This is a genomic window from Vibrio sp. V30_P3S12P165, from assembly GCF_009904905.1.
Lineage (GTDB): Bacteria > Pseudomonadota > Gammaproteobacteria > Enterobacterales > Vibrionaceae > Vibrio > Vibrio fujianensis.
Window position 1 is genome coordinate 1 of record NZ_WXWH01000018.1, and the last position, 14,302, is coordinate 14,302.

At 42.4% G+C, this 14,302-nt stretch carries 13 protein-coding genes and 1 tRNA gene; 3 read left to right on the forward strand and 11 right to left on the reverse strand.

Going from position 1 to position 14,302, the window contains the following annotated elements; all coding sequences use genetic code 11:
- Together CAG57_RS04045 and CAG57_RS04050 are read right to left on the reverse strand one after the other, a co-directional pair.
- A partial coding sequence (locus CAG57_RS04045) for a glycoside hydrolase family 1 protein (protein ID WP_161430492.1) occupies positions 1-1,380 on the reverse strand: 1,380 nt, incomplete at its 3' end.
- 17 nt (positions 1,381-1,397) lie between these two features.
- Positions 1,398-2,810, reverse strand: coding sequence for a PTS transporter subunit EIIC (locus CAG57_RS04050; protein WP_161427180.1), 1,413 nt, complete (start codon positions 2,808-2,810; stop codon positions 1,398-1,400).
- Between the two features lie 597 nt (positions 2,811-3,407).
- Between CAG57_RS04050 and licT the strand changes: the two genes are divergently transcribed.
- Together licT and CAG57_RS04060 are read left to right on the forward strand one after the other, a co-directional pair.
- The gene (gene licT / locus CAG57_RS04055) at positions 3,408-4,268 is read left to right on the forward strand and encodes a BglG family transcription antiterminator LicT (protein WP_161430981.1); all 861 of its coding nucleotides are present in this window, start codon (positions 3,408-3,410) and stop codon (positions 4,266-4,268) included.
- Positions 4,269-4,272: 4 nt separating this feature from the next.
- Entirely contained in the window at positions 4,273-6,159 is a 1,887-nt protein-coding gene (locus CAG57_RS04060) for a beta-glucoside-specific PTS transporter subunit IIABC (RefSeq protein WP_161434060.1), read from the forward strand.
- Positions 6,160-6,503: 344 nt separating this feature from the next.
- Here CAG57_RS04060 and CAG57_RS04070 read toward each other — a convergent pair.
- Positions 6,504-6,591, reverse strand: a tRNA-Ser gene (locus CAG57_RS04070).
- A 324-nt stretch (positions 6,592-6,915) separates the two neighbouring features.
- Between CAG57_RS04070 and CAG57_RS04075 the strand changes: the two genes are divergently transcribed.
- On the forward strand, positions 6,916-7,485 hold the full coding sequence (locus CAG57_RS04075; protein WP_161427554.1) for a UPF0149 family protein: 570 nt from the start codon (positions 6,916-6,918) through the stop codon (positions 7,483-7,485).
- Positions 7,486-7,564: 79 nt separating this feature from the next.
- Here the strand turns inward: CAG57_RS04075 and nadA are convergent, their stop codons facing one another.
- The 8 genes from nadA to ybgC form a co-directional block, all read right to left on the reverse strand.
- The gene (gene nadA / locus CAG57_RS04080; protein WP_161427553.1) at positions 7,565-8,626 is read right to left on the reverse strand and encodes a quinolinate synthase NadA; all 1,062 of its coding nucleotides are present in this window, start codon (positions 8,624-8,626) and stop codon (positions 7,565-7,567) included.
- 137 nt (positions 8,627-8,763) lie between these two features.
- The gene (gene ybgF / locus CAG57_RS04085; RefSeq protein WP_161427552.1) at positions 8,764-9,546 is read right to left on the reverse strand and encodes a tol-pal system protein YbgF; all 783 of its coding nucleotides are present in this window, start codon (positions 9,544-9,546) and stop codon (positions 8,764-8,766) included.
- A 14-nt stretch (positions 9,547-9,560) separates the two neighbouring features.
- A complete protein-coding gene (gene pal / locus CAG57_RS04090) occupies positions 9,561-10,103 on the reverse strand; it encodes a peptidoglycan-associated lipoprotein Pal (protein ID WP_099612210.1) in 543 nt (180 codons plus the stop codon).
- 47 nt (positions 10,104-10,150) lie between these two features.
- Positions 10,151-11,503, reverse strand: a complete 1,353-nt coding sequence (tolB, locus tag CAG57_RS04095) for a Tol-Pal system beta propeller repeat protein TolB (protein WP_161427551.1) — start codon at positions 11,501-11,503, stop codon at positions 10,151-10,153.
- A gap of 12 nt (positions 11,504-11,515) precedes the next feature.
- Positions 11,516-12,595 (reverse strand): cell envelope integrity protein TolA, encoded by a 1,080-nt coding sequence (gene tolA / locus CAG57_RS04100; RefSeq protein WP_161427550.1) that lies wholly within the window; start codon positions 12,593-12,595, stop codon positions 11,516-11,518.
- Complete coding sequence (gene tolR, locus CAG57_RS04105) at positions 12,595-13,053, reverse strand: protein TolR (protein ID WP_161427549.1); 459 nt, start codon at positions 13,051-13,053, stop codon at positions 12,595-12,597. The genes tolA and tolR overlap by 1 nt, the downstream gene beginning before the upstream one ends.
- 3 nt (positions 13,054-13,056) lie before the next feature.
- A complete protein-coding gene (gene tolQ / locus CAG57_RS04110) occupies positions 13,057-13,740 on the reverse strand; it encodes a protein TolQ (protein WP_161427548.1) in 684 nt (227 codons plus the stop codon).
- Positions 13,730-14,137 carry a tol-pal system-associated acyl-CoA thioesterase gene (gene ybgC / locus CAG57_RS04115; RefSeq protein WP_161427547.1) on the reverse strand — a complete coding sequence of 136 codons (408 nt, stop codon included), beginning with the start codon at positions 14,135-14,137 and terminating at the stop codon, positions 13,730-13,732. The genes tolQ and ybgC overlap by 11 nt, the downstream gene beginning before the upstream one ends.
- Between the last annotated feature and the right edge of the window lie 165 nt (positions 14,138-14,302).

Consider the following 14,302-nt stretch of genomic DNA (forward strand, 5'->3'; position numbering starts at 1 on the left):
GCCTTTTGATTCGATAATATTTTTATACCACCAAAAGCTCTTCTTCCGCTTACGCTCTAAAGTACCGCGACCTTCATCATCACGATCAACATAAATAAAGCCATAACGTTTTGACATCTGTGCGGTTGAAGCACTCACTAAATCAATCGGCCCCCAAGAGGTATACCCCATCACTTCAACGCCATCTTGAATCGCCTCACCCACTTGATACAGATGATCATTCAAGTATTGAATACGGTAGCCATCTTGGATTTCTCCGTTATCATCCAACTGGTCCTTAGCGCCCAAACCATTTTCTACAATGAATAACGGTAACTGATAGCGGTCGTATAAGATGTTCAGCAGGTAACGCAAGCCTACGGGATCGATTTGCCACCCCCACTCAGAAGCTTTGAGATGTGGGTTGGGAATCATATTAACCATATTGCTACAAGCCTTCTCATTCTCTACCGGATCCGCACTGGCGCAACCCGTCATGTAGTAACTGAATGAAATAAAGTCGATGGTTTCTTTTAAAGACGCTTTATCATCTTCTGTAATATTGAGCTCAACCCCTAATTCTTTGAATTTACGAGTCATGTAGCTGGGGTAGTAACCTCGCGCCTGAATATCCCCAAACATGAGCCATTCACGGTTCAGCAGCAATGTTTTCATGACATCATCGGGTTTACAAGTCAGCGGGTACTGCATTGCGCCTAAAATCATATTACCAATTTTTGCATCTGGAATGATGTCATGGCACAATTTTACCGCTTTTGCACTACCCACGAGTTGGTGGTGAATGGCCTGAAAACGGGTTTGCTCACTACAATTACGCGGCAAACCTGCGCCAGTAAATGGTTCGTGCAAGGTCACATTGATTTCGTTAAAAGTCAGCCATAGTTTGACTTTATCTTTATAACGGTTAAACACCACTTTCGCGTAATTTTCAAAAAAACCTATTACTTCGCGGCTAGCCCAGCCCTGATATTTATCGGCTAAATTGAGCGGAATCTCGTAATGAGAAAGGGTTACCAGTGGGGTAATATCGTGCTTAGCCATTTCATCAAACACACGGTCGTAGTATGCAAGGCCCGCTTCATTTGGTTCGGCATCATCACCATTTGGGAAAATGCGACTCCAAGCAATCGATACACGTAAGCAGGTAAATCCCATTTCTGCGAATAATGCAATGTCTTCGGCGTAACGATGATAGAAATCAATCGCCACATCTTTGATATTGAAGTCACCGGCTTCTCGGTAAACTAACTCTCCGAAAGCACCAAATGGTTGGACATCAGACGTTGACAGACCTTTACCATCGGTAACGTGTGAACCTTCAATCTGGTTAGCGGCAGTTGCCCCCCCCCAGAGAAATGAATCGGGAAAACAAAAACTCATTGAATTAATCTCCTTAGTTAACTTACTTTGGTTTTAACAGCGTCGTGAGCGGTGACTCTAGTTTCGCCATTTACCTGACCAAATATAACCGTCAGAATAATGGCTAACACAATCGATAAAATTGAGGCAAAAACAGTGACCCATAGCGTAATATCAACGCCTGTCGGTGGAATCACTTGTGGGAAAATCAATAGACTTGGCATCGCGAATGAATAAACGCGTGCATTGAAGTAACCGATAATGGCTGCGCCGATAGCACCTGAAATACATCCGATAACGAAGGGACGTTTTTTCGGTAAATTAACACCGTATATGGCAGGTTCCGTAATACCGAAAAGACCGGCAGTAGAAGCAGAGCCTGCAATAGCTTTCAGTTTGACGTCTTTAGTCATTAGGAACACACCAAATGCGGCCCCCGCTTGTGCAAGTACAGCAGGAACCAGTAACGGCATCATGCTATCTGAACCAATGACGGCCATGTTGTTAAGCAGAATCGGTACAAAGCCCCAATGTAAACCGAAAATAACAAAGATCTGCCAACAGCCTCCCATGATAAGTCCTGCGATAACGGGGCTGGCAGCATAAATGTGCTCATAACCGTGTGCTAAAAACTGGCTGGAATGAGTCGCTGCGGGACCAATGACCAAAAACGTCAGAGGGACCGTAACAATAATACACAGTAGGGGTGTGAAGAAGTTTTTGATTGCACTTGGTAATATTTGATTAAATATAGGCTCAAGCTTACACGAGATCCAAGCGGCAAAAATAATAGGGATGACTGAAGAAGCGTAGTTCATAAAGGTAATAGGCATACCCAAGAATGTTAGTTCTTCGTACCCAGGCACTTGCGACGCGTCAAAGGCTGCTATCATCGTCGGGTGTACTAAAGCTCCCCCTATCGCCATAGTGACAAATGGACTGCCACCAAATTTCACGCCTGATGTGTATCCCAAAGCTAGTGGGAAGAAAAAGAACAATGCATCGCTTCCGGCAAATAATAGTTGATAGGTACCACTGTCCGTCGTTGTCCAGCCAGCCGCTATAGCCAATGCTAGGCCACCTTTCAAAATTCCGGATGCAGCCATAATTCCAAGTAAGGGAGTAAAAATGCCCGAAATAATATCGATAAAAACACTCAATACGCCATCCTTGGCTTTTTTCTCGGTCGGTTTTATAACCTCTTCACTGCCCATTGTCGCCATTACCGCACGAAAAACTTGATTTACCTGGTTACCGATCACCACCTGAAATTGTCCACCACTTTCTACCGCAGCAATAACTCCGTCCAAAGCCTTAACTTGCTCTTTGTCAGCCTTACTGTTGTCATTAAGTTTGAATCTAAGACGGGTTGCACAATGTACAACACTCGTTACGTTATCGGCCCCACCAACATTGTGTATGATCTTTGCCGCAAGTTGCTCGTATTCCATAAAATGCCCTATTCAATAAATCAGGTTACCCAGTGACAAAAAGGAATAAAAAAACCCGAGAATATCCAAACTAAAAGTGGATATTCTCGGGTTTTGCCCAGCCAAAGGTAACAATCCCAAATACTAAAATTTATGTATAAAAAAACCTGACTTCTTACTCCGTCAACACTGTGAAAAGAGAAGTAAAGTCAGGTTTTGCTCGCTATTGCGATAACAATCCGTTTTGATGTCAGTGACGTTATTCTCACCGGTTTATTCGGTCAACGCCATAAAGCATCAACCGTGATTTAGATCGCTAAAAAGGCGCGTACCAGCAACAAAAAATTAGAGACAAATCACATACAACATAAGTCTAATGATCAGATCATAACACGTTGCCTCGAAATCCCCCTCATTAAACAAACTCAATGATAAATGTGTACTCATTCACACATTATCTGCTATCAATTTGAGAACACCCAATAATCCCTATAAACTAGATTTAAATAAGGATTGTTACTGATAAAGCAGGCAAAACCTAAGCTGGGTAAGATATAATTATACCTTACCCAGCTTAGGTTTTTTTATACACAAATTTAGCCAAGTAGTTTATAAATCATGCGTGTATCAAAAGTATTAAATAATAATGTACTCATTTCTACCGATGCCAATCAACGAGAAGTCGTTGTTATGGGGCGAGGAATCGGATTTCAAATGAAAATTGGAATGGAAATTGATGCAACAAAAATAGAGAAGGTGTTTACTCTCGCCTCTAGCGATACAGCTATTGATGCTCGTTATCACGAACTGCTAGAAGAAATACCGCTTGAACTTCTTGCTACGGTAGAACAAATCTTGGAACTTGCAAACTCCTCACTCACAGGAAACCTGCATTCTAGCCTCCGAATAGCTTTAGCGGATCATCTACACTTTGCTATTCAAAGACTACAAACTGGTCAGAAAGTTAAAAATGGAATGTTGTGGGAGATCAAGCAATTATATCCTGTGGAATATGAGGTTGGATTACAAGCATTGCAATTAATCAAAAAAGCATCCGGCGTTCAATTTGATGAAGATGAAGCAGGCTTTATTACTCTGCATTTAGTGAATGCACAACTGCATGAAGATATGAATAACACGATCAGTGTAACCAACCTAATCCGTGATATTATTCATATGATTAAATACAATCTCAGTCTGGATCTCAATGAAGACAGTGTCGAATTCAGGCGCTTAGTGACCCATCTAAAGTTTTTTGTTCATCGACTACTCCATCAGACAACGATCTCCGATCAAGATGATTCCTTATTCCTTTCTGTTAGAGAGAAATACCCCACTGCTTTTTCCTGTGTTGAAAAAATCAGTCAGTATGTAAACAAAAAATTCCAACATGACATGACTTCAGAAGAAATGATGTTTTTGACTATTCATGTAGAAAGAGTCAGACGAGCTACATCTTCTAGGCAAGGAGAGAGATAGTCTAATGACAGCTTACCATGATAACCTTGCTAATCAGATAGTTAAACTACTTGGTGGCTCAAGTAATATTGTCCGAGTCTCCCACTGTACAACTCGGCTAAGATTTCAGCTAAAACAAACTCCGATCGAGAACATTAAAGAAATAAAAATTCTGCCAGATGTCATTTCCGTCATTCATACTGGAGGACTGTTTCAGATCGTTATTGGTACACACGTAGAAAAACTTTATCAATCCATTCTGCCACTACTCAAACCACAAAAGCACACTAGCGTTTCTCATTGGATGGGAGCTATCATCAATACCATCACAGGGATTTTTCATCCTTTGCTGTGGCTATTAAGTGCTGGTGGAATTTTAAAAGGTTTTGTTGTTCTATTATCTAACCTTGGCTGGATAACCACAGATAGCGGCACATATCGAATTCTCTTTTCTGCTGCAGATACGATTTTTTTCTTTCTTCCTATCTTTCTCGGTTATACCGCAGCCAAATATTTCAATAGTAATCCTTTATTCAGTATGACTATTGCTGGAGCTCTGGTACACCCAGAAATTATCACCCATGTTAACTGGTTATTTTCTCAGCAAATAACAGGTCAAGAAGTCCCGTCAGAAAATTTTATGGGATTACCTATTCTTTATTTGAATTATTCTACATCCGTGATACCTATTTTATTTGCGACTTGGTTTAATGTTCGTCTAGAGCAAGCTCTGCCAAAAAATTTATCGACCTTCCTGTATAATTGGTTAACACCTTTCTTATGCTTAATCCTAACAATACCTATAACATTTTTAGTCATTGGCCCATTAAGTACTTTGATTGCAAATATGATTTCGAATGGAATACTATATCTCTACCATGCTAGTCCTGAACTAGCGGGGGGCGTAATTGGTGCAACCTGGCAGATACTGGTTGTATTTGGTATTCATTGGTGCTTAGTCCCCATCATGATGAATAATATTGCTGTAGACGGCTACAGTTTAATCATACCTCTTCTTATTCCGGCTATTTTTGGTCAAGTTGGAGCTTGTTTAGGTGTGTTTTTTAAAACTCAAAATAGAAATACTCGTGGCTATGCGGGGTCTGCTGCCATTACCGCATTATTTGGTGTAACAGAACCGGCAATTTATGGTATTACTCTCTCTAGAAAATGGCCATTTATTTTCGCCTGCCTTTCTGCAGCAATAGGATCCAGTATCATTGCCTCATTCCATGTGAAATCTTATTCAATGGGTTTATTAAGCCTTTTCTCTTTTATTCAGGTCATTTCACCACAAGGGGTAGATAACACGGTTATCGTGTGTATTTTAGCAGCATTATTAACCCTAATTTTATCGTTCATATTAACTTATTTTTTTTCGCCTCATAGTCATGATGATGCCAAAATCATAGAGCAAAACTCACCTTCGATATCTTCACTACCCTCTTCTTACCCAAAAAACTATCTACAAATAGCTAGCCCATTAAGTGGCGAGGTGATCCCCTTATCTATGGTTGATGACCCAACATTTTCCAGTGAAATCATGGGAAAAGGCATTGCTATTCGCCCAGATAACGGCACCTTATTTGCCCCTTTTGATGGCTATGTCACTTCCATCTTTAACCCTCATCACGCAATTGGCTTAAAAAGCGAACAAGGTATAGAGCTTCTTATACACATCGGCCTAGATACTGTAAAATTACAAGGTGATGGCTTTTCTTTACTGGTTCATACAGGAGAGCAAATTACCGAAGGGATGCCTCTTATCCAGTTTGATTTAAACAAAATCACTCAGTTGGGATTCGATTCCACAACCCCTATTTTAATTACTAATAGCCATGATTATTTTGAGGTGCTGAGTACAAATGAGACTTATGTAAATGCCGGCGATCGATTACTCACCACCTTATAATTTTTAGTCACACTTTAAAAGCCATTCGACCCAATGCCTTATTTGCTGTTTCAGATCATGAACGTGAATTGCTTCTACGCACACAGAAGTAAAGATTGCCGCCATCAGATAAGCGATAGAGCTTATCTTTGGGCTTTGCCGTTTGGATTTCCCTAGCCGTGAGATTATTCGCCATTTGATCCCTAAGTAATACCTGAACAAAGCTCAATTTTCGAAAAATCTAGGTATTACTCTAGACAAGCGCTTTTACGACACTTTATGGAACGCTACGAAACGGTAACTCATTGATTTTAATAACCTTAAGGCGTAAAAAAAGACGCCCTAGGACGTCTTTTTTTAGAATATGGCGGTGAGTGAGAGATTCGAACTCTCGATACGTTGCCGTATACACACTTTCCAGGCGTGCTCCTTCAGCCACTCGGACAACTCACCGTACTGGGTTAACATCTCATGCTAACGAAGCGCTAATTTAATGATTATCGAATCAATGGTCAAGCAGAAATCAGGAAAAAAGCTTAGCTTGCGCTTCATTTGCTCACTTATTGATTAATTTGCCTAAAATCAAAACGATAAACGTCTGTTCGGGAGAATAGTCATGGGTAATATTACGATAAACACTGTTCTCACGTCCAATCGCCAAGAAATAACCGTTAGGTTTTATGAGGAAAATGCCACCATGTCATCATGGCTCGCATTCTCAGCCTATTTAAGGTTAATATAAGCGCAAACTTTTCGCTGTTTATATGGAATCTCACTTTGACCTTACACGACATTCTAACGTTACCTGAATTCAAAGATAAATTACTTAATGAAGCTAAAACACATGGTTTTATTACCGCTATGGCCCTAGCACCCAATGAACTCCCACCTGAAGAGTGGTTGCCTTTTTTGTGGGGAGGAGATGATGTTGCTCCCTTTCAAGATGGTGAGATGCTAGAACGTTATTTAGAGCAAATCATCCACTTATGGAATGTATATCGCCCGGCTTTGTTTGATGGCGTTTGGGCTTGGCCCGAAGGATGTGAGCTAGATGATAACGATCTTGTCAATCAAACAACGCGAGACTTTTGTGAGGGGGTATTGCAAGGCTGGCAACTGACCCGAGATGATTGGGAAGTACTAATGCCAGAAGAGAGCCAAGATAATGCACTACTCGGGGGAGTTTTGCTCTCACTAAGCATGCTTTACGATCCTGAAACATCACTTGCAACGTTAAGCCAACAGGGGATTGACGATTTAGATCAGTTTGAGGAAATTTATAATGCAATTCCTGTCATGCTCTGTGGGCTAGCAAAGCGTGGCGGACAACTTGCGCAGGCACAATAATTAAACATCGATACAGGCATTTTAACGAGTAAAAAGCCCGCTTTTTCAGTGCGGGCTGTGGTGATCTATAAAAGCCGTATTAGGCATTGCCTTTCACTTCTTTTTTGATTTGCTCGGCAAAATCTAACATTCGATTCAATGGAATTAATGATTTTACTCGAATCGCCTCATCGACAAAAATTTCGTGTGCTTGCCCGCCTTCAAGCAGAGCTTTTTCTATTGCTTTTAAGCCATTCATTGCCATCCACGGACAATGGGCACAGCTACGACAAGTAGCTCCAGCTCCAGCGGTTGGCGCTTCGATAAGCTCTTTATCTGGCACCATTTGTTGCATCTTAAAGAAAATACCTTTATCTGTTGCAACAATCATCTGTTGCTGAGGTAGCGTTTTCGCAGCGGTAATAAGTTGACTGGTGGAACCAACCGCATCCGCAAGTTCAACCACACTGGCTGGAGACTCAGGGTGTACCAATACTGCCGCATCGGGATACAACGCTTTCATTTTACGCAACGCATCAGCAGAGAATTCATCATGAACAACACATTCTCCTTGCCACAATAGCATATCAGCGCCGGTTTTATTAGCGATATAGGAACCAAGATGTCGATCGGGGGCCCATATGATTTTTTTATCTTCAGAATCTAGATGCTCGACAATGTCTAATGCGATACTCGAGGTTACCACCCAATCGGCTCGTGCTTTAACTGCGGCGGAAGTATTCGCATAAACGACCACCGTATGCTCAGGATGAGCATCACAAAATGCCGTAAACTCATCCACGGGACAACCAAGATCTAATGAACATTCCGCTTCGAGTGTTGGCATCAAAATTCGTTTTTCCGGAGTGAGTATTTTTGCCGATTCGCCCATAAATCGCACGCCAGCAATCAATAAGGTCTGTGCTGGATGTCGATGACCAAATTTAGCCATTTCCAGCGAATCACCGACAAAGCCACCGGTTTCTTCAGCCAAGGCTTGAATCTCTGGGTCAGTATAGTAGTGAGCAATCAAGACGGCGTCTTTTACTTTTAACAACTGCTTGATATTGGCTACATAGGCTTGCTTTTCCTCTTCCGTTAATCGAACAGGTTTAGCAGGAAACGGGTATACCGTGTCGATTTTATCCAGTATGTGACTCATTGATCTTGCTCTGTGCAACGTTATGTAATACGCGCATTGTACACTGTATCAACAAAAATAGGCAAAAGTGATTCGATCACGGGGCTTGGTAAAACAAAGGCCGCTAAAAAGCGACCGATAATCGTAAACTCAAAAAGCTATCGCTTTAAGTGCTCTTTGGCAACTTTTGCCGATGCACTATTAGGATATTCATTAACGACTTGCTGATAATATTTTTCGGCTTGCGCTGAATTGTTATTTCGCGCAGCCAAATCACCTAATTTGACTAACGCATCTGCACGTTTATTTGAGTTTGAATAACTGATAACCGCAGCAAAACTTTTTACCGCTTCTTGGTCTTTTTTCTGCGCAAAATAGAGCTGACCTAGCCAGTAATGAGCATTCGGTGCAAAACTTGAGTTCGGATAGTCTTGCTGAAATTGCTGGAACGCGGCAATGGCACCAGCGTAATCCCGTTTTTTCAAGATAAGATCAACCGCATTTTGGTAAGCGGCTTGTTCATCCGCATCACTGCTAAAAGTACCGAGTGGTACTTCATCTTGACTATCATTAGCAATGTTTTCTGTAGCCGGACGTTTGGCTGCCTCACGACGCAAATTATCTAATTCAACAAACAATTCTCGCTGACGCTGCAACATCTGCTGCATGTCATAATTACTTCTTTCTATTTGCCCACGTAATTCGTTGATTTCGAGGGCCATATCATCCAACTGCTTTTGCATTCGCAGTTGCATTCGATTACGATTTTCAAGCAAACGTTCCAAGCGAGCAACCTCAGTTTCTGCCGGTGCATTGGAAGACAATGAAGCTCGTTGGGTGCTACTTCCTAGATCAGATACTGGAGCTGGTGCAGCGAACACGATGTTCGCCGCACTTGCCAGTAACGTAAGCGTAAATACGCGCTTAAGGTTACTGAACATGAGGGATACCTCAATTAGTAGACAAGAACAGCACGGCGGTTCTTAGCATAAACTTCTTCAGTTTGGCCAAGTAATAGTGGTTTTTCTTCACCATAACTTACAATCGCAATTTGGTTGGCTTGTACGCCCATTGCTTCTAAGTATTTCGCCACAGCTTGTGCACGACGCTCACCCAGAGCAATGTTGTACTCTGGTGTTCCACGCTCATCAGCATGGCCTTCAATCGTCACTTTTAAACTTGGGTTTTTACTTAAATAAGTGGCGTGAGCTGAAAGCATTTCTTCATAATCACGCGCAATTGTTGCATTATCGAACGCAAAATAAATGGTTTGAGTTTCGCGTAATGCTTGTTCCTTAAGCTCTTGCTCAGAAAGTTGTGCATTCTCATCAATGGGTGACACAACCGTTGTATCTACACTGTTTGCTTCACCAGATGTGGATTGGTTAGTTTGTGACTGAGAAGAAGCGTTTGCTGCTTCATCACTTGAACTACATGCTGTAACCGCAAGAACAGGTAGTGCAATGAGTAGCCCTTTAAGAACCTTGTTTAGTTGCATCTTATTTTCCTTACTATGAAATAATTAGTTGCTCAATTGTGAGTTTGCTATAAAAACGGAGACCATGCTGGAGCCCTAACGCGCCCATTGGTTGCTGGTAACCTTGCTTTAAATCGCCCATCTATAGAAACCATAGACAAGACATTAGCCTGATTATACATTGAACTGTAAATAACCATGCCACCATTTGGGGCAATACTTGGAGATTCATCCAACAATGTTTTTGTTAGAATTTGTACTGCTCCGGTTTCCAAATCTTGTTTTGCTAAGTTAAAACCTGAATTATTACGGTTTACCATGATAAGGAATCGCCCATCAGGGGTGATTTGCCCACCAAGATTCTGACTTCCCTGCCATGTTAAACGCTTCGTGACGTTATCGCTTAAATTTACTTGATATATCTGTGGGTTACCACCCCTATCAGACGTAAATATCAAGGATTTGCCATCTGGACTCCAGAAAGGTTCGGTATTATTTGAGCGACCTCGCGTAATTTGGGTCAATTTTCGAGTGGCAAGATCAAGCGTATACACCTGCAAGCTACCTGTTTTTGATAGCACTAAAGCCATGCTTTGTCCATCAGGTGAAAAACGCGGCGCACCATTATGACGAGGAAAAGAGGTCAGTTTCTCACGTTCGCCAGTATAAATATTCATCAAGAAAATTTCAGCTTGCCCATTCTGGAAACTAACATAGGCTAACTGGCGGCCATCGGGTGACCAAGCAGGTGACATCAGCGGTTGTTTAGAACGTAAAACGAGACGCTCATTATAGCCATCGTAGTCGGCAACTCTTAACTGGTAAGGGTAGCTATCTTTATCATTCACAACAACATAAGCGATTCGAGTAAGGAAGGCTCCTTTTTCTCCGGTTAGTTCTTCATAGACTAAATCGGCAATACGGTGAGCATACTCACGCATCCGTTTTTCAGGCACCGTCGCCACTTTATTAAATAGCACGTGATCTTTCGATAAAACCAACTGTCCATCGGCACTGAGTGCACGACTTTGACCTTGGGTCAATTGACCGCGAACAACATCAACCAGTTGATAATTAATTACATAATTGCCTTGATCATTTTGAGTAATTGATCCAGTCAACAAGGCATCAACGCCAATTTGAGTCCATGCATCAAATTTAACGTCCGCTTCATGATACGGCGTTTGTGGCATGCGGTTTGTTGCAATCGGGCTAAATTTACCACTGCGTTGTAAATCTGAGGCGATCACTGCAGAAATATCTTGAGGAAGGGGTTGATTCCCCGCCCATTTAAAAGGCACTATCGCAATGGGACGAGCTGAGTTGACGCCATCCGTTATTACCAATTCAAGCGCCCCATGGGCCAGTTGTACGCTACTGGAAATAACCAATAGCCATCCTACTAATAATCGCTTTAACACGAGCTTTTCCTTTTAATCTGGAACTACGGTTAAGTTAATATTTTTAAGCTTCTCAATGACGTCCGACTCGCCAGTTTTCGGCAGTGGGAAATTCCCTACCTGCGCAACGGCACGTTTAGTCGCAGCACAAAGACGAGAATCCCCTTCTACGATTTGCAAATCGCCAACAATTGCATCAGCGCCTGCCGGAATCAAGCGAAGGTTAACCCGGCATTGTTTACCTCGAAAACTGTCTTCTAATAATAAATTTTGCTGAATAAGTTGAGTATAAATCGCCCCCCAGCGCTCAGCTTCTGTTGCTATATACTGAGCGCGAGCGGCTGAAATATTTTGCGCTTCACTTTCCAGCCCAGAAAAAATGCTGTTTAGGGCCGCTTCTTGTTCTTTACGCTCCCGTTCAGCTTGTTGGGCGCGCTCTTTTTCAATACGCGCTTTTTCAGCGGCAGCTTTCGCCGCTTTTTCTTTGGCAATCCGTTCTTTTTCGGCTCGCTCTGCGGCTTCGCGTTCACGTTGTGCTTTCTCTTTAGCTTGCTGAGCCGCTTTTTCGCGAGCAATTCGTTCTTGTTCAGCTTTGGCCGCTGCAGCCGCTTTGGCCGCGCGTTCAGCTTCCGCCTTTTTGGCGGCCTCTTCTTTCAACTGACGCTCCGCTTCCGCTTTCGCTGCTCGGTCTTGCGCTTGACGGGCTTTTTCAGCAGCCACTTTTTGCTCTTGTTCTTTCTGTTGTCGCGCTTTTTCCGCTTCACGTGCAGCTTTAGCTTCTCTGGCTTGTTGCTCTTTTAACTGACGTACTCGCTCTTCGGCTTCTTTACGATTTCGTTCCAACCGTTCACTTTCTCGGCGCAATTTATCTAACCGTTCTTGTTCTTTTCTCGCAGCAGCTTCACGCTGGCTACGAATATGCTGAGCTTGTTGTTTGACGAGGTTAGGGTCAATAACGACCGCTTGTACCGCAACACCTCCCGCAGAGGGCGTTGTGGGAGAAAAAGTAAAATCGGCTTGCCACGCAAGAATAACCAGCAAGGCTATATGCAATACCAGCGATACCAATAAAGGGGTTTTATCTGATGCTTTGTTCGATTTATTTGCTTTCATCAACGCTTATCAGCCCATTCTTTGATATCCGTGAGTAAGCCTACTTTCGCTATACCAGCTCGACTTAATTCATCTAGCACTAAAACAATATCAGCATAAGGTGTGGCAGCATCCCCCCCAACTGCAACCGGTGAATCAGGTTTTAGGGATAATTCAGCTTTCACGCGCACAATAACATCTTGTAACGACAGTCCTCGTTGAACGTCTTCGTCATTGACACTTAACCCTAAATTTCCCGCTTTATCAATTTCAATAATGATATAGCTTGCATCACTGTTTTCGGCCAAATCTGCCGTCGATTTCGCGGTTGACGTTTTGGGTAGCTCAACCTCTACACCTTGGGTAATAAACGGTGACGTCACCATGAAAATGATCAGCAAAACCAGCATGACATCAATGTAAGGAACCACGTTGATTTCAGCTGTCATCTTCCGCTTTTTCGGTTGATAACCTGCCATCGATTATTCCTTACCCGCCATCGCTTGGCGGTGTAATATACTATGAAACTCTTCGGAAAAAGTCGCATAAGTATGCTCTAACTTGCTGACTTTACTGCTAAATCTATTATAAGCCATTACTGCAGGAATTGCGGCAAACAACCCCATAGCGGTAGCAACTAGCGCTTCAGCAATCCCAGGAGCCACCATAGCTAACGTGGCTTGCTTTACTTCCCCCAGTGCGATGAAGGCATGCATAATACCCCATACCGTACCAAATAAGCCGATATAAGGGCTAATTGACCCCACCGTTGCCAAAAAGGGTAAATGCGTTTCTAGTTCATCAACTTCACGAGAAACTGCGACCCGCATAGAACGCCCAGTCCCTTCCATCACATAGTCGGGGGAAGCTGCGTGCAATTTATGTAAGCGAGCAAACTCAGTAAATCCAGAATAAAAGATCTCTTCTACCCCTTCGATGCTGTCTTTACGCTTTTTTATGTCTTGATATAAAATTGATAAATCGTTACCTGACCAGAATTTATCTTCAAATTTTTCTGCATTTTTTTGTGCTTGAGAGAGCACTTTGCTACGGGAAATGATCATTGCCCAAGACGCAATAGACATACCAAGTAAAATCAGCATGACTAATTTAACTAATAGACTGGCCTGCAAGAACAGATCGAACATGGAAATATCAGCGGTCACTCTTTGTTAACTCCAAAATAATTGATTGAGGTATGGCTCGGGGTTTCATCTTTTGATTGTCAATACATGCTACCTTAACTAATGCTTTACACAATAGTTGCCCGTCAGGATTGACCAGCTCTTGACAGAAAATCAAGGAGGCTTTTTTCAATTCAATCAGCATACTTTTTACTTTAAGTTGCTCATCCAACCGAGCTGCGCGTACAAAATCGACGTCCGCGTGTCGGACCACAAAACCTAGGTTTTGTTCCAGCAAAGTATGTTGTGAGATCCCAATCGAGCGCAGCATCTCGGTTCTTGCTCGCTCAAAGAACTTGAGGTAGTTAGCATGATAAACCACGCCTCCTGCATCGGTATCTTCATAATAAATAGTGATAGGCCAATCGAATACTTGCATCGTCTCACAGTTTCCACGTCAAAAATGAAGCAGTTAGACTAGGTACTATACCGTATCTCTTGATGGTAAGTACAAACTGAAGCGTAAGATTTTATGCTAATATGATAAAAAAATAGCGTTACCTCAAAGAGACAACGCTATTTTTTACTCAGTTTTAACGAGTTG

Excerpts from the sequence above, each read along its gene's own strand:
- CAG57_RS04050 (WP_161427180.1), bottom strand. The coding sequence starts at position 2,810 with ATGGAATACGAGCAACTTGCGGCAAAGATCATACACAATGTTGGTGGG.
- licT (WP_161430981.1), top strand. The coding sequence starts at position 3,408 with ATGCGTGTATCAAAAGTATTAAATAATAATGTACTCATTTCTACCGAT.
- CAG57_RS04060 (WP_161434060.1), top strand. The coding sequence starts at position 4,273 with ATGACAGCTTACCATGATAACCTTGCTAATCAGATAGTTAAACTACTT.
- nadA (WP_161427553.1), bottom strand. The coding sequence starts at position 8,626 with ATGAGTCACATACTGGATAAAATCGACACGGTATACCCGTTTCCTGCT.
- ybgF (WP_161427552.1), bottom strand. The coding sequence starts at position 9,546 with ATGTTCAGTAACCTTAAGCGCGTATTTACGCTTACGTTACTGGCAAGT.
- pal (WP_099612210.1), bottom strand. The coding sequence starts at position 10,103 with ATGCAACTAAACAAGGTTCTTAAAGGGCTACTCATTGCACTACCTGTT.
- tolA (WP_161427550.1), bottom strand. The coding sequence starts at position 12,595 with ATGAAAGCAAATAAATCGAACAAAGCATCAGATAAAACCCCTTTATTG.
- tolR (WP_161427549.1), bottom strand. The coding sequence starts at position 13,053 with ATGGCAGGTTATCAACCGAAAAAGCGGAAGATGACAGCTGAAATCAAC.
- ybgC (WP_161427547.1), bottom strand. The coding sequence starts at position 14,137 with ATGCAAGTATTCGATTGGCCTATCACTATTTATTATGAAGATACCGAT.